At 64.2% G+C, this 17,063-nt stretch carries 19 protein-coding genes; 14 read left to right on the forward strand and 5 right to left on the reverse strand.

All coding sequences use genetic code 11. The features are described from left to right. Positions 1-259 precede the first annotated feature (259 nt). From JQ591_RS06465 to JQ591_RS06475, 3 genes are all read left to right on the forward strand, one after another. A complete protein-coding gene (locus JQ591_RS06465; RefSeq protein WP_211395185.1) occupies positions 260-751 on the forward strand; it encodes a (2Fe-2S)-binding protein in 492 nt (163 codons plus the stop codon). Further along, complete coding sequence (locus JQ591_RS06470; protein ID WP_211395186.1) at positions 748-3,039, forward strand: xanthine dehydrogenase family protein molybdopterin-binding subunit; 2,292 nt, start codon at positions 748-750, stop codon at positions 3,037-3,039. Before JQ591_RS06465 ends, JQ591_RS06470 begins: the two co-directional genes overlap by 4 nt. A gap of 277 nt (positions 3,040-3,316) precedes the next feature. Next, positions 3,317-4,411: an HD-GYP domain-containing protein gene (locus tag JQ591_RS06475; RefSeq protein ID WP_211395187.1), complete on the forward strand. Its 1,095-nt coding sequence runs from the start codon at positions 3,317-3,319 to the stop codon at positions 4,409-4,411. 145 nt (positions 4,412-4,556) lie between these two features. Here JQ591_RS06475 and JQ591_RS06480 read toward each other — a convergent pair whose 3' ends face one another. Both JQ591_RS06480 and JQ591_RS06485 read right to left on the reverse strand, forming a co-directional pair. After that, positions 4,557-6,134 carry an ATP-dependent acyl-CoA ligase gene (locus JQ591_RS06480; RefSeq protein WP_211395188.1) on the reverse strand — a complete coding sequence of 526 codons (1,578 nt, stop codon included), beginning with the start codon at positions 6,132-6,134 and terminating at the stop codon, positions 4,557-4,559. 98 nt (positions 6,135-6,232) lie between these two features. After that, positions 6,233-6,643: a VOC family protein gene (locus JQ591_RS06485; RefSeq protein ID WP_211395189.1), complete on the reverse strand. Its 411-nt coding sequence runs from the start codon at positions 6,641-6,643 to the stop codon at positions 6,233-6,235. 125 nt (positions 6,644-6,768) lie between these two features. Between JQ591_RS06485 and JQ591_RS06490 the strand changes: the two genes are divergently transcribed. Both JQ591_RS06490 and JQ591_RS06495 read left to right on the forward strand, forming a co-directional pair. After that, positions 6,769-7,743, forward strand: a complete 975-nt coding sequence (locus tag JQ591_RS06490) for a Bug family tripartite tricarboxylate transporter substrate binding protein (protein ID WP_211395190.1) — start codon at positions 6,769-6,771, stop codon at positions 7,741-7,743. 200 nt (positions 7,744-7,943) lie between these two features. Further along, a complete protein-coding gene (locus JQ591_RS06495) occupies positions 7,944-8,222 on the forward strand; it encodes a DUF3551 domain-containing protein (RefSeq protein WP_211395191.1) in 279 nt (92 codons plus the stop codon). Positions 8,223-8,300: 78 nt separating this feature from the next. Here JQ591_RS06495 and JQ591_RS06500 read toward each other — a convergent pair whose 3' ends face one another. Next, on the reverse strand, positions 8,301-9,545 hold the full coding sequence (locus JQ591_RS06500) for a S1C family serine protease (protein WP_211395595.1): 1,245 nt from the start codon (positions 9,543-9,545) through the stop codon (positions 8,301-8,303). Between the two features lie 201 nt (positions 9,546-9,746). On the opposite strand from JQ591_RS06500, the gene JQ591_RS06505 reads away from it, so the two are divergent. The 5 genes from JQ591_RS06505 (at position 9,747) to JQ591_RS06525 (ending at position 12,791) form a co-directional block, all read left to right on the forward strand. Beyond that, a complete protein-coding gene (locus JQ591_RS06505; protein ID WP_211395192.1) occupies positions 9,747-10,364 on the forward strand; it encodes a hypothetical protein in 618 nt (205 codons plus the stop codon). Then, positions 10,351-10,725 carry a winged helix-turn-helix domain-containing protein gene (locus JQ591_RS06510; RefSeq protein ID WP_007598229.1) on the forward strand — a complete coding sequence of 125 codons (375 nt, stop codon included), beginning with the start codon at positions 10,351-10,353 and terminating at the stop codon, positions 10,723-10,725. The genes JQ591_RS06505 and JQ591_RS06510 overlap by 14 nt, the downstream gene beginning before the upstream one ends. A 31-nt stretch (positions 10,726-10,756) precedes the next feature. Next, entirely contained in the window at positions 10,757-11,497 is a 741-nt protein-coding gene (locus tag JQ591_RS06515; protein WP_211395193.1) for a di-trans,poly-cis-decaprenylcistransferase, read from the forward strand. 202 nt (positions 11,498-11,699) lie between these two features. Next, positions 11,700-12,227: a GNAT family N-acetyltransferase gene (locus tag JQ591_RS06520; protein WP_211395194.1), complete on the forward strand. Its 528-nt coding sequence runs from the start codon at positions 11,700-11,702 to the stop codon at positions 12,225-12,227. 78 nt (positions 12,228-12,305) lie between these two features. Then, positions 12,306-12,791, forward strand: a complete 486-nt coding sequence (locus tag JQ591_RS06525) for a Crp/Fnr family transcriptional regulator (RefSeq protein WP_211395195.1) — start codon at positions 12,306-12,308, stop codon at positions 12,789-12,791. Here JQ591_RS06525 and JQ591_RS06530 read toward each other — a convergent pair. Continuing rightward, entirely contained in the window at positions 12,730-13,557 is an 828-nt protein-coding gene (locus JQ591_RS06530) for a metallophosphoesterase family protein (RefSeq protein WP_211395196.1), read from the reverse strand. The genes JQ591_RS06525 and JQ591_RS06530 overlap by 62 nt on opposite strands. 219 nt (positions 13,558-13,776) lie before the next feature. Here JQ591_RS06530 and JQ591_RS06535 point away from each other — a divergent pair, with 219 nt between their 5' ends. From JQ591_RS06535 to JQ591_RS06545, 3 genes are all read left to right on the forward strand, one after another. Further along, entirely contained in the window at positions 13,777-14,466 is a 690-nt protein-coding gene (locus JQ591_RS06535; RefSeq protein WP_211395197.1) for a DNA-3-methyladenine glycosylase I, read from the forward strand. A gap of 25 nt (positions 14,467-14,491) precedes the next feature. Further along, positions 14,492-14,785 (forward strand): DUF1330 domain-containing protein, encoded by a 294-nt coding sequence (locus JQ591_RS06540; RefSeq protein WP_211395198.1) that lies wholly within the window; start codon positions 14,492-14,494, stop codon positions 14,783-14,785. 202 nt (positions 14,786-14,987) lie between these two features. Further along, the gene (locus JQ591_RS06545; protein ID WP_211395199.1) at positions 14,988-15,281 is read left to right on the forward strand and encodes a hypothetical protein; all 294 of its coding nucleotides are present in this window, start codon (positions 14,988-14,990) and stop codon (positions 15,279-15,281) included. Between the two features lie 142 nt (positions 15,282-15,423). On the opposite strand, the gene dinB is transcribed toward JQ591_RS06545, so the two are convergent. Continuing rightward, positions 15,424-16,524, reverse strand: coding sequence for a DNA polymerase IV (gene dinB / locus JQ591_RS06550; protein WP_211395200.1), 1,101 nt, complete (start codon positions 16,522-16,524; stop codon positions 15,424-15,426). A 43-nt stretch (positions 16,525-16,567) separates the two neighbouring features. Between dinB and JQ591_RS06555 the strand changes: the two genes are divergently transcribed. Continuing rightward, positions 16,568-17,038, forward strand: coding sequence for a TspO/MBR family protein (locus tag JQ591_RS06555; RefSeq protein WP_211395201.1), 471 nt, complete (start codon positions 16,568-16,570; stop codon positions 17,036-17,038). Positions 17,039-17,063: the final 25 nt, after the last annotated feature.

Raw genomic sequence — 17,063 nt, forward strand, 5'->3', positions numbered from 1 at the left:
TTACTCGGAGGAAACCGCCCGATCGCGATGGCCTGCATGCTGGCCGCCGCACTCTGTTGCGTTCAGTCGCTGCAACAGTGCCTTGTCGCGATGCACAACGAGCGGGCGCCGCGATTGTTTCGATCGATTCCAAATTGCATTTGCCTCCGCGCCTGAACGCGATCATTCTTGCGATCAAGGCTGGCGCCGGCCCGGTGGGCGTCCGCCAATACAAGTTGCCGCCGTAAGCGGCTTCATGCACCGGCAGGGGAAGACGCCTATGCCAACTCTCACCATCAACGGGCGGAGTCTGTCCGTGGATGCGGCGAACGACACGCCGCTCCTCTGGGCGATCCGCGAGCAATTGCAGATGACCGGCACCAAGTTCGGCTGCGGCGCCGGCCTGTGCGGGGCCTGCACCGTGCACGTCAACGGCGAAGCCGTGCGCTCGTGCCAGACCATGGTCGGCGATGTCGCCGGCAAGAAGATCACCACCATCGAAGGCCTCGCCGCCAAGGGCGACCATCCCTTGCAGAAGGCGTGGATCGCCGAGCAGGTGCCGCAATGCGGCTACTGCCAGTCCGGGCAGATCATGCAGGCGGCCTCGCTGCTGGCGAAGAATCCCAACCCGACCAAGGAAGAGGTCGTGGCGCATATGGACGGCAATCTCTGCCGTTGCATGACCTATTCGCGGATCCAGAAGGCGATCATGCGCGCCGCAACCGAGATGCGCACCGCGTCCGCCACCGGCAACGAGCGGAGGCCCACATGAATAAGCACATCGAGAGCGTCACACCCGAGACCACCGATCTCAGCCGCCGCTCCTTCCTCGTCGGCACCGCAGCAGCCGGCCTCGTGCTCGGTTATGCCGGCGTGCCCGGCATCGGTGAGGCGCTTGCGGCGCCCTCGAACTTCGAGCCCAGCGTCTGGTACGCGATCGCACCCGATGGTCTCGTCACCGTGACCTGCGGCAAGGCCGACATGGGCCAGCACATCGCCTCCACCATGGCGCAGATCGTGGCCGAAGAGTTAGGGGCCAAATGGAGCGACATGCGCGTCGCACTCGCCTCCAACGATCCGAAGTTCAACGATCCCGTGCTCGGCGCGCAGATCACCGGCGGCAGCTGGTCGACCATGATGAACTTCGACGCCATGAGCCGCGCGGGCGCCGCGGGCCGCATCGCACTGACCGAAGCGGCCGCGGCCGCCATGGGCCTGCCGCCTTACTTCAAGGACGAGCTGGTCGTGCGCGACTCCATGGTCTCGCATCCGAAGTCGAAGAAGCAGATGTCGTTCGCCGACATCGTCAAGAGCGGCAAGGCGACAAAAACCTTCACGCCGGACGAGCTGAAGGCGATCAAGCTGAAGACGCCGGATCAATACACCATGATCGGCGTGTCGGTGCCGCAGCTCGACATCCCCTCCAAGACCAACGGCACGGCCAAATACGGCATCGACGTGATGCTGCCGGGCATGGCCTATGGCGCGGTGGTGACGCCGCCGGTGCGCTTCGGCGCCACGGTGAAATCGGTCGACGACAGCGCCGCCAGGAAGGTGCCGGGCTTCATCAAGGCCGTCACCCTCGACGACAAGACCGGAACGACGTCCGGCTGGGTCGTCGCGGTGGCCGGCACCTATGCCAACGCCAAGAAGGCGGCGCAGGCACTGAAGATCGACTATGACGGCGGTCCGAACGCCAAGGTGTCGAGCCAGTCGTTGCTCGATGAAGCCAAGCGGCTTCAGAAGCTGGAGGATTCCGGGCAATTCTTTGTCAAGGACGGCGATCCCGCGGCGGCGTTCGGCACGGCGGCCAAGGTGCTGGAGGCGGAGTACACCACCAGCATCAATATCCACGCGCCGATGGAGCCGATGAACGCCACTGCGGAGTTCAGGGGCGACATCCTGCACATCTATTCCGGCAACCAGTTCGCAACGCGCTCCGGCGCGATCGCGGCGGGTGCGGCCGGGATCGATCCAAAATTCGTCGTGATGCACCAGATGTGGCTCGGCGGCGGCTTTGGCCGCAGGCTCGATGCCGACATGATGATTCCGGCGGTGCAGGCGGCGAAGGCCATCGGCAAGCCGGTGAAGGTGATCTACACGCGCGAGAACGACATGACGATGGATTTCTCGCGTCCGCTCACCTACCAGAAAGTGAAGGCGGGCGTGGACGGCGACGGCAAGCTCGTCGCGCTCAGCCACGACGTGGTTTCGGCCTGGCCGACCGCGCGCTGGGGGATCCCCGATTTCCTGACGCCCTCGGTCGACAAGAAGGGTCCGCTCGACTCCTTCACGGTGAACGGGGCCGACTTCTTCTACACCGTGCCCAACCATTATGTGCGCGCGATCAAGAACGAGATGGCGCACAACGCCACGCCGTCCGGCCAGCTCCGCTCGGTGGCGCCGGGCTGGACCTTCTGGGCGGTCGAAAGCATGATCGACGAGATCGCGGCTGCGGCGGGCAAGGACCCCGCGCAGTTCCGCATCTCGCTGCTCGACGGCGCCGGCAAGAACGACGGTGGCGCGCAGCGGCTGCGCAATACGCTGCTCGCCGCGATGGGCCTTGCCGGCTACGGCACCAGGCAGCTGCCGAAGGGTGAGGGCATGGGCGTGGCCTGCGTCTCGTCGCAGGAACGCGCGACCGCAAGCTGGACGGCCTGCGTCGCCCACGTCGCTGTCGCGCCGTCGGGCAACGTGACCGTGAAGAAGCTCACGGTCGCCACCGACGTCGGCACGCAGGTGCATCCCGACAACATCCGCGCCCAGGTCGAGGGTGCGGCGCTGTGGGGCCTGTCGCTGGCGATGTACGAGAAGGCGACGCTGAAGGACGGTGGCATCGAGCAGACCAACTTCGACAGCTACACGCCCTTGCGCATGAGCCAGATGCCCGAGGTCGCGATCGCCGTGATCGCCAATGGCGAGAAGGCCACCGGCGTTGGCGAACCCGCGGTGACAGTCATTGCACCCGCGATCGGCAACGCCATCTTCAACGCCTCCGGCGCCCGCGTCCGGGCCCTGCCGATCACGGCCGAAGCCGTGAAGGGCGCGATGAAGGCGTAAGGCTGGTCGCGATTGCGATTTGACATGATCCGCCGGGGGCAGCCCCCGGCGGATTTGTCGATAAAAAAGCCCTGTATTTGCAAGCACATCGCTACTGTGCATGGGGTTGTTTTTCCGTTTTTTTGATTGGAACCGCTGCGGAGACGAACTCCGTAAAATTGTCCCCAATTCCGCAGGGCTCCATTGAGCATGCCTCTTAAGGGCCGGAGAACCTGATCCGGCTTAGGCTGACGCCAAATCCAGTCCCGTGTGCTCATCAAGTGCTTTTGGGGAAGCCATGAACGCCTCAGCCAAACCCGCCGCCAAACGCCGGCTTCTGCTCGCCTCCGACCGGAGCGACGAGAGCACCGAGCTCGCCAGCATCCTCAAGGCGGTCGGCGACGTCGCGACGGTGACGACCCGGGAGATCCCCGAGCAGCCCTCGCGCGATCTCTCCGGCCTCGTGGTCGACATCAATTTGCGCTCGCCCGAGAGCGTGCAGCGGGTTCGCAACAAGCTGCGCGGCGATGCCTATCGTGCGATGCCGCGACTGTTCGTCCTTGCCGATGCTCTGCATCATGGCACCATGCAGGCCTGGGCGCTGGGCGCCACCGACACCATCTCGCGGCCGCTTCAGCCCGACGCGATCCTGCAGCGCATCCGTGCAGCCTTCCCCGACACCGCCGTCTATGACGCGACCGATCGCGGCAAGACGCTCAACCGCGGCGTCGAGGCCGCGCACGCGGTGCTGAAGAAGATGTTCGAGAAGCTGCCGCTCGGCGTGCCCCTGACCTTCGACGACGTCATCGCCGCCGAGAGCAAGATCCTGAAGGCGATCAAGCACTCCTCGCTGCGCGAGTGGCTCACCACGGTGGGCTGCCACCATGTCGGCAGCTATCGGCATTGCCTGTTCGTGACCGGATTTGCGGTCTCCTTCGCCCAGCATCTCGGCATGCGCGAGGACGACCAGCGCCGGCTGACCCGTGCCGCGCTGCTGCACGACGTCGGCAAGGCCTTCGTTCCCTCCGTGCTGCTCGACAAGCCCGGCAAGCTCACCGACGAGGAGATGGCCGAGGTCCGCCAGCATCCGCGCCGCGGCTATGACGCGCTCGCAGCGCAGGGCGGCTTCCCGCCGGAGATGCTGGACGTCGTGCTGCATCACCACGAATTCCTCGACGGCAGCGGCTATCCCAACGGCCTGTCGTCGAACCAGATCAGCGATATCGTGCGGGTCACGACGATCGTCGACATCTACGCGGCACTCGTGGAGAAGCGCGCCTACCGCATGCCCTTCACCCACTCGCGAGCGTTTGCGATGATGGAAGGCATGGGCGGCAAGCTGGACCAGCAGCTGTTGCAGGCGTTCCGCCCGGTGGCGCTGGGTTCGTTCTGATCTCGGCGTCGTCCTGGCGAAGCCCCAGGACCCATTACCCCGAGCGCTCGTTTGGCGAAGACTGTAGCAACGACCATCCAGCCCATTGCATAAATCACGCGGTATGGGTCCTTTCGCCAGGACGACGTTGTGGTAATCGCTCGTGCTACCCCACCATCTTCCTCAGCTCCGCCTTCGCCACCTTCTCCAGCGTCGAGCGCGGCATGTCGTCGACGAAACGGATCTCGCGCGGCACCTTGAAGTCGGCGAGGCCGGCGCGGCAGGCGGCCATCACGCTGTCGTGCAGATCGGGCCGCGCACCGGCGACGCCACCCTGCGGGATGATGAAGACGACCGGTACCTCGTCCAGCATTGGATGCGTCTTCGCCACCACGGCGGCCTCGCGCACGCCGGGGACGAGTGCGACCACCTGCTCGATCTCGGACGCGGCGACGTTCTCGCCGCCGACCTTGAGCATGTCCTTGCTGCGGTCCCCGAAGCGGATGTAGCCGTTCTCCAGTCGCACCACGCGGTCACCGGTGAGAAAGAAGCCGTGCTCGTCGAAGCTTTCGCGTGTGGCCTTCTCGTTGTGCAGATATTCGGCGAACAGCGACAGGCCGACAATGCCCTTGATCGAAAGATTGCCGGTGTCGCCGACCTCGGTCGGCCGGCCGTCGTCGTCGGTGATGCGGATCTGGTATTCGCTCGCGGCGCGGCCGATCGACATCGGGATGTTGGGCTGATCGATCTCGCCGACGATGCCGTGGGTGATGGTCTCGGTCATGCCCCACCAGCCGATGATCTTGACGCCGAAGGCGGCGAAGGCCGGCGGCTCGTTGATCGCGGTGCCCCACAGACGGAATTTGTGATCGCGCGGGATGTCCTGCTCGAGTAGCGCCTTCATGCAGAACGGTATCGTCGAGGTCCAGGTCGAGCCGTGCTCGCGCGCGGCGCGCCAGAACCGGCTGGCCGAAAAGCGCGGCTGGATCACGCAAGTGGCACCGACCCATAGCGTCGCCAGCATCGAATAGGCCAGCGCGTTGGTGTGGAACAGCGGCAGATAGGCCTGATGCACGTCGGCTGCGTGCAGGTCCTCGTGCGCGGCGTTGACCTTGGCGCCCCACAGCGCGTTGGCGTGGGTCCACAGCACCGCCTTGGGGCGCGATGTCGTGCCCGAGGTATATTGCACGCTGCACGGCGCGAGCGGATCGATCGCGCGCCTGGGACGGTCGGCGCTGTCGGCGAACAGCTCCTCAAAACTGTCGCCGCGTGAGACCGGTTTTGCAGGCGCCGCGCCCGAATCATGCGAGGTCACCGCCATCCAGCGGATGTTGCGGCAGTTCTGCGCGACGATCTCGGCATAGGCCGGCTGCGTGATCGCGGCGACCGCGCCGCAATGATCGGCAAAATAGTCGAGCTCGGCCGGTGCCGAGCGCGTGTTGGTGGTCACCGCGATGGCCCCACACTCGACACAGGCAAACCAGGCGAGCAGCATCTCGATGCAATTGTCGAGGTGAATGAGTACATACTCGCCCGGCTTCACGCCGCGCTTCGCCAGTCCCGCCGCGAGCGCGCCGACCCGCTCGTGAAACTCGCCATAGCTCCAGCGCCGCGCGGGCGCGTCGAACGGCGCCCAGATCAGGAAAGGATGTGAGCTGCGCATTTCAGCGCGCATCTTCAGCAGCCAGGGCACGTCGAGCCCGTCGAAGGCGCCCACGATTCCGGCAGCCGTGTCGTTCGGCATGTTTGCTCCCGTGCAGCCTGCTTCTGGTCGGCGGCTGTCTTCAGATTATTGTCGGGAGCTCTTTTGCCATCGGATGGCGCGGGGAGCAAATGCGCCGGTCAGTCCTCGTACGACGAAATCTCGATCAGGCTGCCATCCGGATCCCTGCAATAGACCGAGCGCAGGGTGCCGCGGGCGCCCTGCTTGGGAACCGGGCCTTCTTCGATCGCGACGCCATGTGCCTTCAAATGCGCCACTACCTCGTCGGGGGTGGCGGAGGTGAGGAAGCACAGATCCTCGCTGCCGGCGGTCTGGTGGTCCGCGGTGAACCACTCCACCTTGTCGGCATCGCGCGGCCGGACGTTGATCTTCTGGTTACCGAATTGTAGCGAAGTCCGCGGCGCTTTGCCGCCGCCGGGGTCGAACACCTTGACTTCCATGCCGAGAATCTTGCCGTACCACCCGGCGGTCACTGCGACGTCCGCGACGTTGATCACGAGATGATCGAGGGCTTCGACCTTGACCGCCATGCCTTATCCTTTCGTCGTGATGCGCGCCGTGCACTTTCCGCCTGCGGCAAGCTTTGTTACAACCGCATCGACGCCACTTTCAAGCTATCTGGCTTCAAGAACAACACGTTGGGAGAACCCTTGAGATGATCACTCGCCGTACCGCGCTGAGCCTGCTCGCCGCCAGTCCACTTGCAGCCAGCCCGCTGTCGAAGGCGCTTGCCGCCGACTATCCGACCCACCCGGTGAAATGGGTGGTCGGCTATCCGCCGGGCGGGGCCACCGACATCCTGGCGCGGCTGATCGGCCAGCGGCTGTCGGAGAAGTTCGGCCAGCAATTCGTGATCGAGAACAAGCCGGGTGCCGGCAACAATATCGGCACCGAATCGGTCATCAACGCCGAGCCCGACGGCTACACGCTGCAGCTGGTCAATCCGGCCAACTACATCAACGCCTCGCTCTACACCAATCTGAAGTTCAACTTCGTGCGCGACATCGCGCCGGTCGCCTCGTTCCAGCGCGTGCCGAACGTGATGACCGTCAACAAGGACGTGCCGGCCAAGACGGTCGCCGAATTCATCGAATACGTGAAGGCCAATCCCGGCAAGGTCAACATGGCCTCCTCGGGCAACGGCACCTCGGTGCATCTGTCCGGCGAGATGTTCATGGCGCTGACGGGCTGCAAGATGCAGCACGTGCCCTATCGCGGCGCCGCGCCCGCGATCACCGACATGCTCGGCGGCCAGGTGCAGGTGATCTTCGACAACATGCCCTCGATCATCCAGCACATCCGTTCCGGGTCGCTCCGCGCCATCGGCGTCACCACGGCGGAGCGCTCGCCGCAGCTGCCCGACGTGCCGGCGATCGGCGAGACCGTGAAGGGCTACGAGGCGAGCGCGCTGTTCGGCATGGGGGCGCCGAAGAACACGCCCAAGGAGATCATCGCCAAGCTCAACAGCGAGATCAACACGCTGATGAAGGAGCCCGACATGACCAAGCGCCTGGTCGAGCTCGGCGGCGAGCCGCGGGTGCAGACGCCCGAGGCGTTCGGCGAGGAGATCAAGGCCGAGACCGAGAAATGGAAGAAGGTCGTCGAGTTCGCCGGCCTGAAGGTCGAGTAGCGATTTGTGATGTCCGTGATTGGAGCCCTGCCGTTCGGCAGGGCTTTTTTCTTGCGTGGCAAGGTTCCCAAGGTTTCTTGTCAAGGTTTCTTGTCAAGGTTTCTTGCGTGTCAGCGCCCGTCGATCTGGAATAAAACGGCGTGGCGAAACCTGATGTTATATGGCGCGTATCTCGCGCTGTGAGGATAGGAGTCGGGATCATGCGCAAGACGCAATTGGCACTGCTGGGCCTCGGCGCGACAGTCCTTGCCGGCTTCGCCGCCGTCACGCCCGCAGCGGCGCGCGACTATCCCTGGTGCGCCCAGGGTGGCGGGTACGATTATCCCGGCGATTGCACCTACAGCACCTATGGACAATGTCAGGCCAGTGTGTCGGGCCGGCTCATGGCCTGCGGATCCAACCCGCTCGTCGCCTACGGTCAATCGTCCCTGCCGCAACCGCGGCCGCCGCGGCGCACGCGGCCCGTCGCGCCGTATTAAGAAACTCGCGGTTTGACCGGTAGCCCGGATTGCGTTTCGCGCCGTCCGGGGGCCGCGCAGACGCGGCCTGCGTTGCCGCTACCGCTTCGCGTCGGCCTGCTCGGTCGCGTTGCACGAGATCAGCAACGTATAGGGCCGCGCATTGCCGGCGATGTCGGTGGTCTTGAGCTCGCCCTTGGACTCGGCGGTCTGGTAGGGCACCACCGAATTGTCGAGGAAGTCGCGCAGCGCGCCGGTCTTGATGGCGAAGTTGATGTTCTCGGGAATATTGCCGGTCGCAGCGGCGATGCGCAGTGCGGGGATCTTTGCGGTGACCACGCCCACGATCTGCCCGGTGGTGTCGAACAGCGGGCCGCCGCTATTGCCGGGCTGCACCGGCGCGCTGATTTGCAGGAAACGCGTGTCGTTGCGCAAGCCGCTGAGCGAACTTACGATCCCGGTCGTCACGGTGAAGTCCGAGGTCAGCAATCCATGAAAAGGAAAGCCGATCACGACGACGGAATCGCCGGACCGGATTGAGCGGTCGCGAATCCGCGCATAGTCCTTGAATGTCGTTGTCGACGGCGCCTGCAGCAACGCGAGATCGTTGTTGGCGTCGCTCGACACCACGCGCAAAACCATCCCGGCTTCGCCCGTGAGGTTGCCCTTGATGTCGCCGACGCAGCCATCGATGACATGGTTGTTGGTGACGATGTGTCCGCTGGCGCTCACCACGAATCCGGTGCCGCTCTTGGCTCTGGCGGGCTTGCTGGCGGGGGGCGATGCCTGCTTGTCGGGCGCGGCTTGCGGCTTGGCGGCAACCTTTGTGAAATCGCCGGCTTTGCTGAGCCCATCGGCTTTCACCTTGGTGACGCAATTGGCCAGTGCCGCGATCACGGGCCCGGCCGAGGTCAGGTCGAAATTCAGGACGGTGCGGCCGCTCGTCGCAACCATCAGGCTTGCCTTCTGAAACGTTCGCACGACGTTGGCAGGCATGACGGAGCTGAGCATGTTCGTCTGGTTGGCCGTGGCGAACAATCTGGCCTGCTCCTGTCCGTCAAAGATGACGTCGATCGCGGCGTTCTCTCCCTGTTTGAAGCGGTAGCTGGGACTCGCAAAGCTCAATATCCATGAGCCTGCGGAATTCTGGCCGACGACGAGAATGACGCCGTTGGCATAAGGCGCCGTCGCGGCACAATGCGAGAAGGCTCCCGTTTCATCATTGCTGAACGCACCGCCGACCCAGTTGCCGACATTGACGGAGCCGAACGGTCCCGCCGCATGCGCGACGCTGCCGATGCTCACCTGCACTAAGAACGCAATGATTAATGACTTAAGCCACATACCTTCCCCCCGGAACGCTCCTATGCGCATCTTATCTGCGAGAGGAGGTGCTGTGCAACCGGCAGTTGTCTGACGAGGCCGGTGTGGTCGATGCGACCTTCGGGCTTGCCCTTGCTTTGCAATCCGATATACTTTGCAATACAAAGTAACGGGACCGATATTCCCGGCAAGCATGGGCGGAGCGAGGTTTTGGCGTTGCCAATGCGCGATCTCGACAAGGCACTGGCCGACATCGTGGCGATCCGCAGCCAGATTGCGGCCGGCACGGCGTTCCGTGGCTACGGCCCGGCGACGATGGCCGCGACCGGTGCGGTCGCGCTTCTCACCGCAATCCTGCAATTCTGGCTGCTCGGTGATCCCACCGGCGAGCCGCTCGGTTTCTTCTTCGGCTGGTTCATTGCCGCCGTGCTCTCAGGCCTGATGATCGGCATCGAGATGCGCGCACGTTCGCGCCGCCATCATTCGGGCCTCGCCGATGCCATGATCCACCAGGCAGTCGAGCAGTTCCTGCCCGCAGGTGTTGCCGGTGTGCTGCTTGCGGTGGTGATGTGGAAGTTCGCAGGCGAAACGCTGTGGCTGCTGCCAGGCCTGTGGCAGATCCTGGTGTCGCTCGGGATTTTCGCCTCCGTCCGCTCGCTGCCGCGCACCGTGGCGCTCGCCGGAGCCTGGTATTTCATGTCCGGCTTTGCGGTGGTGGTGCTCGCGAGCCAAACCCATACGCTGTCGCCATGGACCATGGGCCTGCCCTTCGTGATCGGGCAGTCGGTGATGGCGGGCATTCTGTATTTCGCATCCGGAGACCATGATGTCGAAGACTGACAGCGCGCCCTTCTCTTATGAAGGACTGGACCGCGTGATTCACGAGAAGGCGAGGCTCGGACTTCTGACCTCGCTGATGGCGCATCCGAAGGGTCTGGCGTTCGCCGATCTCAAGCAGCTCTGCGGCCTCACCGACGGCAATCTCAGCCGGCATCTCGCCGTGCTCCAGGAAGCCGGCCTCGTCGAGGTGACCAAGGGCTATGAGGGCAATCGCCCGCACACGACCTGCCGTCTGACCAAGGCCGGCCGCCGCCGCTTCCTCGACTATCTCGCCGTGCTCGAACGCCTGGTGCGCGACGCAGCCAAGGCCGCCGGCCGCGAGGCGGCGCCGCTCGGCCGTCTCGGCATCGTCTCGACCTGATCCTTCCCCTTTTTTGACCGGAGACTTTGCAATGCAAAGTGACCCTATGTCCCGCAACGAGAAGCTTCACGTCGGCATCATCATGGACGGCAACGGCAGATGGGCAACGCGGCGCGGCCTGTCGCGCGTGCGCGGCCACGAGGCCGGCGTCGAGGCGATCCGCCGCATCGTCGAAGCCGCGCCCAAGCAGGGCATCGGCACGCTGACGCTCTACGCCTTCTCCACCGACAATTGGCGCCGGCCGAAGGCCGAGGTGGCCGCGCTGATGACGCTTCTGCGATTCTACCTCGCCAACGAGGTGCAGAGCCTGGTCAAGAACGGCGTGCGTCTCACCGTGATCGGCCGCCGCGACCGCCTGCCCGACGGCATCGCCAATGCGATCGCGCGTGCGGAAGGCGCCACCGCGCACGGCAGCACGCTTCATCTGCGCATCGCCGTCGACTATTCCGCCCGCGACGCCATCCTCAACGCGGCGGCGAAGGCGGCGGCACTGACTAGCCTCACCCGCGAGGCGTTCTCGCAGCTCGTCACCGGCGAGGCCGGTTTGCGCGACGTCGATCTCATCATCCGCACCTCGGGTGAGAAACGGCTGTCGGACTTCCTGCTCTGGGAAGGCGCCTATGCCGAGCTGCACTTCACCGAGCGGATGTGGCCCGAATTCGACGCGGGCGATCTCGCCACTGCCCTGGCCTCCTTCCATGGCCGCGAGCGTCGCTTCGGCGGCCTCCAGGCGATCGTGCCGGAGGAGGTGCCTTCACTCTCCCGCGTGTGACGCAGAAGGCGGGCGGCGTGTCCGCGCGCGCGGCCGCATGAAGCGACGTAAGCACGATCACGTCTCAACCCTCGTGTGTGACGCACGGCACAGGGCAACGAGCTGTTCGTTTACGGCTGCAAGATTGGCGGCAATGTCCAAGCGGCCCGTGCGCCGCTTCGGCTAAGGGTGCAATCCACGCAACCTGCCGAAAGCCTCGCGCATGTCACAGTTATTGCTGGATGCCGTTGTCGGGTCAGCCGAAGCAAAGGGCGCGGTCCATATCAGGCCCGCCAGCTCGTCCGATGTCGAGAGCCTCTCGATCTATTTCACGAGCCTTTCCACGACATCGCGCAACAAGCGCTTCATGGGCGCGCGAGCGGACTTTGCCGTGGTCGCGGCCGAATGCGTCGCCAAGACCGGCCATCCCGATCATTTCACCCTGCTCGCCGAGATCAGGCAGGAAGGGCAAGGCACGATCATCGGCGAAACCAGATACGCCTACGATGCGGCCGCACGGCATGGTGATTTCGCCATCTCCGTCGCCGATGTCTTTCAGCGCAAGGGTGTCGGCCTCCAGATGATGACAGCAATGGAGAGGCACGCCAGCGATCTCGGTCACGAGATGATTGCAGCAGAGACCGCGCGCGTGAACGCCGAGATGCGCGGCCTTGCCAAGAAGGCAGGATACGAGGACACCGGCCTCGGCGACTGGCAATCGATCCACCTCGCGAAGCGCCTGTCGCGATAGCGGGCTTGCCACAAATTTGGGCAAGCGCGCGCCGCCGGTCGTGCTCTAGTGTCTCCCTGCGACGGGAGTTTTGGTCGGATGCGCGCAGTTCTGGTTTATTGCACCGGTGGGACGGAGCGGCAGGTTGCGGCCGGCACGCTTATCATCGCCGAGGGCGGCACCACCGGCCATCTCTATGTGCTGATGCAGGGCAAGCTCGAAGTGCTCAAGGGCGAGATGGTGGTCGCCACCGTGGCCGAGCCCGGCGCGGTGCTGGGCGAAATGTCGGTGCTGCTGGGGCAGCCGCATACTGCAACCGTGCGGGCCTGCTCCGACGCAGTCATCTACGAATTCGAGGATGCGGCCTCGTTCCTCAAGCAGGAGGCGGGCGCGGCGCTTTTGATCGCAAAGATGCTTGCGCAGCGGCTCAACGTCGCCAACACCTATCTCGCCGATCTCAAGCGGCAATATGCCGGCCACGGCACGCATCTGGCCATGGTCGGCGAGGTGCTCCAGAGCATGATCAACCTGCCGCCGCTCGAGGTCTCGCCAGGCTCGGATCGGCAATCCGATCCAAGAATGTGAGCCAGTCGGGCGGCGCCTCGATCGGAGCGGCGGGCCGCTTCAGCGGCGCGCCAAGATCGATCCATTGCGCTTCGCCGGCAGCAAGCCAGAACGCCTTGTCCGCATCGAGGTCGAGCACGATGAAGGTCGGGGGATGGCCGGGTTGCAGGCCGGTATTGAACACCCAGGTCTGCCCCAGCCGGTCGAACCACGAGCCGTCCGTGATGAACGGCGACTGATGCACATGGCCCGAGATCACCATCGAGGGCTGGTACTGCATGATCCATTGCACCAGCTCGACGTCGCCGAAGAAGCGCTTCCCGCCCCAGCTCGTCGGTGAATCCGCAGGCGGCGCATGATGGGCCCAGATCCAGCGCTGCGGCCGGTTAGCCGCGGCGGCGCCGAGCTGCGCGACGAGGCGTTGCTGGACCAGCGGCCCATCCCACCATGGGCACACCGTGAACAGCGTGTCGCCGATGGTGAGGCTGTCACCGTCGCAGGCAACGCCCAACTCGCGCACCTCCGAGATCCAGCGCGAGATCTTTTCGCCTTCCGCATTGCGCTCGTCGAGGTCGTGATTGCCGGAGCAGAGGATCACGCGGGTCTTCGCGGCGACCAGCGCAAGGTACTTCTTCACCACCACGATCTGCGCGCGAAAATCCACCATCGAGCCGATGTCGAGTGCATCGCCGGCGAAGATCACGACGTCGAATTGCGGAGCCGCGCTGACGAGCCAGTCGAGCTGGGGCAGCGAATAGTGCAGGTCGGCCACGACCAGGCAGCGCATTGGAAATCCACGAGTGCGACGTCAAAGGGTGCGACGTCAAAAAGGTTCGGGAATTACAAAATATCTGAACGCAAGAGGCAGACCGGCCGCATCTCTCGCCAATTCAACACGGGCAGTATGCTGCGGCGTATCCGCGGGTGCAAGCATCGAAGCGTCGCGGGGCTGGACCGGGTCATCGAATTCTGGTGTCCTTGGGCACCCTCAACCGCTCGTGTCCGCATGACCTCCTTCAAGACCATTCGTGCTCGCGCCGAAAAACGCAAGGGCGGGCCCAAGGCGCTCGAAAAGCTGATGCCCGAAAAGCCCGACCTGAAGGGCCTCGCAAAACGCGGCGACGACCGCATCCTCGCAGAGATGACGAAGCGTGTGTTTTGCGCGGGCTTTGCCTGGGGCGTGATCGAGACGAAATGGGACGGGTTTGAAGACGCCTTCCTGCGTTTCCAGCCGGCCAAGCTCACCTTCCAGCCTGAGGACTATTGGGAGGGCCTGCTGCGTGACGCGCGCATCGTGCGCAACGGTGCCAAGATCATGTCAGTGCGCGACAACGCCGCCTTCGTCCAGGAGATCGCGAAAGAGCATGGCAGCTTCGGCAGGTTTCTGGCGAAGTGGCCGCCGTCCGACGAGGTCGGCCTGCTCGATCTCCTGAGCAAGCGTGGCAGTCGGTTAGGTGGGAACACCGGCCAGATGCTGCTGCGGTTCATCGGCTGGGACGGTTTTGTCACGTCCAAGGACGTCGTGGCCTGCCTGCGCGATGCCGGCCTCGACATCGCCGAAGAGGTGAAGTCCAAGGGCGATCTCGCAAAAGTGCAGGCGCAGTTCAACGTCTGGGCCGAGGAAACCGGTCTGCCCTACACATATATCTCACGCATCTGCGCGCTCTCGGTCGGCGAGAACCGCAGCGAACATTAGGTCACTTGAAATCAGGAGAAACGAAATGGCCAAAGCCTATTGGGTTGCCACCTATCGCGCGATCAAGAATCCCGACGCCATGGCGGCCTACGCCAAACTGTCGCGGCCGGCGATCGAGGCCGCCGGCGGCCGCGTGCTCGCGCGCGGGATGCCGGCTGCGGCGTTCGAGCACGGCCAGATGGAACGGGTCGTCCTCATCGAGTTCGACAGCGTCGCGAGCGCCAAGGCGGCATATGAAAGCCCCGCCTACAAGGCCGCTCACGATCTGCTCGGCGACGGCGCGGACCGCGACATTCGGATCGTCGAAGCCGCCGATTAGCGCCGTCGGCGGCTGGATCGTGGACATCGTGTGGCGATCCCGTGCCATCAGCGCGGCGGGTGAAACGCGCGATCACGAAATACATTTTTCGGGAACGTTTGTGCGCAGCACCCGTTCGGAGGTTGAGCCAGGCGAATAGCGGCGCAGGGAACGCCCGCATATCGCCCGGTTCAATGAAACCGGCAACAGAACGGAGCAGCTCATGAAGCTCACATCCGAACAGGTGAAGCAGACCATCAACCAGCTCGGCGCTCAGGTGCTGCCCGACGAGCATCCCGCCATGCCGCAGCTCAACAGCATGTTCGGCGAGCACACTTTCTTCGTCGATGAGATGGGGCTGAAGGTCGTCGAGCCCACGGCGCCGCCCGGCATGGAGCGGCAGAGCGGCGAAGTCGTCAGCCTCGCCGATTGGGGCGATTCCGAGCTGACACGCCTGATGGCGCACGAGCCCGAGCCGACGGGCGTGATCGTGGTGTTCGAGCACGTGAGGCATTGATCGGCCCCAGCGGATCGACTTTCGGTGGCAAGTCAGAAAATCAGGTCTGAAAATCAAGTCTGAAAAGCTTGCCACCGTCCTCCGCACGGCGAGCGCGCTCTGTGCGGCTGTCCGTGTTCGCCGGGAGCCCCGTCAGTTTGGTTCAGATGCCAAAAGTCAGCTGCGGCTCCGCCTCGTCCCCGGCCTGGAGGGAAGACAGCGATACCCCCAGCAGCCTGACGCGCTTGGGCAGCGGCATCTCGACTTCGAGCAGGCCGCAAGCCAGCCGCTCCAGATCGTCCCGGCCTGCAACTGGCGAAGGGGCGGACCTGCTGCGCGTGATGATCTCGAAGTCGGCAAATTTGATCTTCAAGGTAACGGTGCGGCCACGGTTGCCGGTCGCCTCGCAATGGCGCCACACCTTGTCGACGAGCGGCTTGAGCTCGGCGACCAGTGCGTCGAATTCGGTGAGATCGCTTGAGAACGTGGTCTCCGCGCCGATGGATTTGCGGACCCGGTCGGCCCGGACCGGCCGTTCGTCGACACCGCGCGATATCCAGTAGTAATAGGCGCCCGACTTGCCGAAATTCGCATTCATGAACTCCAGCGTCTGATGACGAATATCGAGGCCGGTGAACATGCCGAGCGCGTTCATCTTCGCGGCTGTCGCCGGGCCTATCCCATGGAATTTGCCGACGGGCAGCGTCTCGACAAAGGCGGGGCCCATCTCCGGCGAGATCACGAACTGCCCGTTGGGCTTGCGATGATCGGAGGCGAGTTTTGCCAGAAACTTGTTGTACGAGATGCCGGCGGAAGCGTTGAGGCCTGTCTCGGCCTTGATTGTCTCGCGAATCCGTAGCGCGACGTCCCGCCCCAGCGGGATGCCTTGCAGATTTTCCGTCACGTCGAGATAGGCCTCGTCAAGCGACAACGGCTCGATGATGGGGGTGTGCTCGGCGAAGATGTCGCGGATCTGCCTGCTGATCGCCTTGTAGGCCTCGAAGCGCGGTTTGACGAAGATCAGGTCGGGACATTGTCGCTTCGCAGTCACGGATGGCATGGCAGAGCGAACGCCGAACTTGCGGGCCTCATAGCTGGCGGCCGCGACGACGCCACGTTCCGCGGAGCCTCCGACCGCGACCGGTTTTCCGCGCAGCTCCGGATTATCGCGTTGTTCCACGGACGCATAGAAGGCATCCATGTCGATATGGATGATCTTGCGGACGGGCGAGGCTTCGCCGGTCACCGTGTCGGATTCGCTCATGGAAAGATGATACAATTGCGCGAGGTGAAGCGCGAGGTGATGGATGCTTCGATTGTCGTTCTTCGTCGTCGCCGTGGTCGGCATCGGCTGGCTGATCGGCGCGACCAATCTCCCCGGAGACTGGTATGCGGCCCTCGCCAAGCCGAGTTTCGTGCCGCCGAACTGGGCGTTTCCGGTGGCGTGGACCATCCTCTACATCATGATCGCGGTCGCGGGCTGGCGAACCTTCCGCCGTGAACCCAGCCGTGAACCCATGGGCAAAACGATGATGGGCAAAGCGACGCAGGCCTGGGCCGCGCAACTGATCCTCAATTTCGCCTGGTCTCCGGTCATGTTCACGATGCATCAGATCGGAGCGGCGCTCGTCATCCTCATTGGCCTGTTCGTCGCGATCGTGACCTACATCCGTCTCGAGGCATCACGAGACAGGCTGGCCGCCGCATTGTTCGTGCCCTACGCAGCCTGGGTCGCGTTTGCCGGCGTGCTCAATGCGGCCATCTGGCGTTTGAATTGAGACGTTCAGTCCCGAGTTCATCAAA

The sequence above is a fragment of the Bradyrhizobium canariense genome (assembly GCF_018130465.1).
Lineage (GTDB): Bacteria > Pseudomonadota > Alphaproteobacteria > Rhizobiales > Xanthobacteraceae > Bradyrhizobium > Bradyrhizobium canariense_C.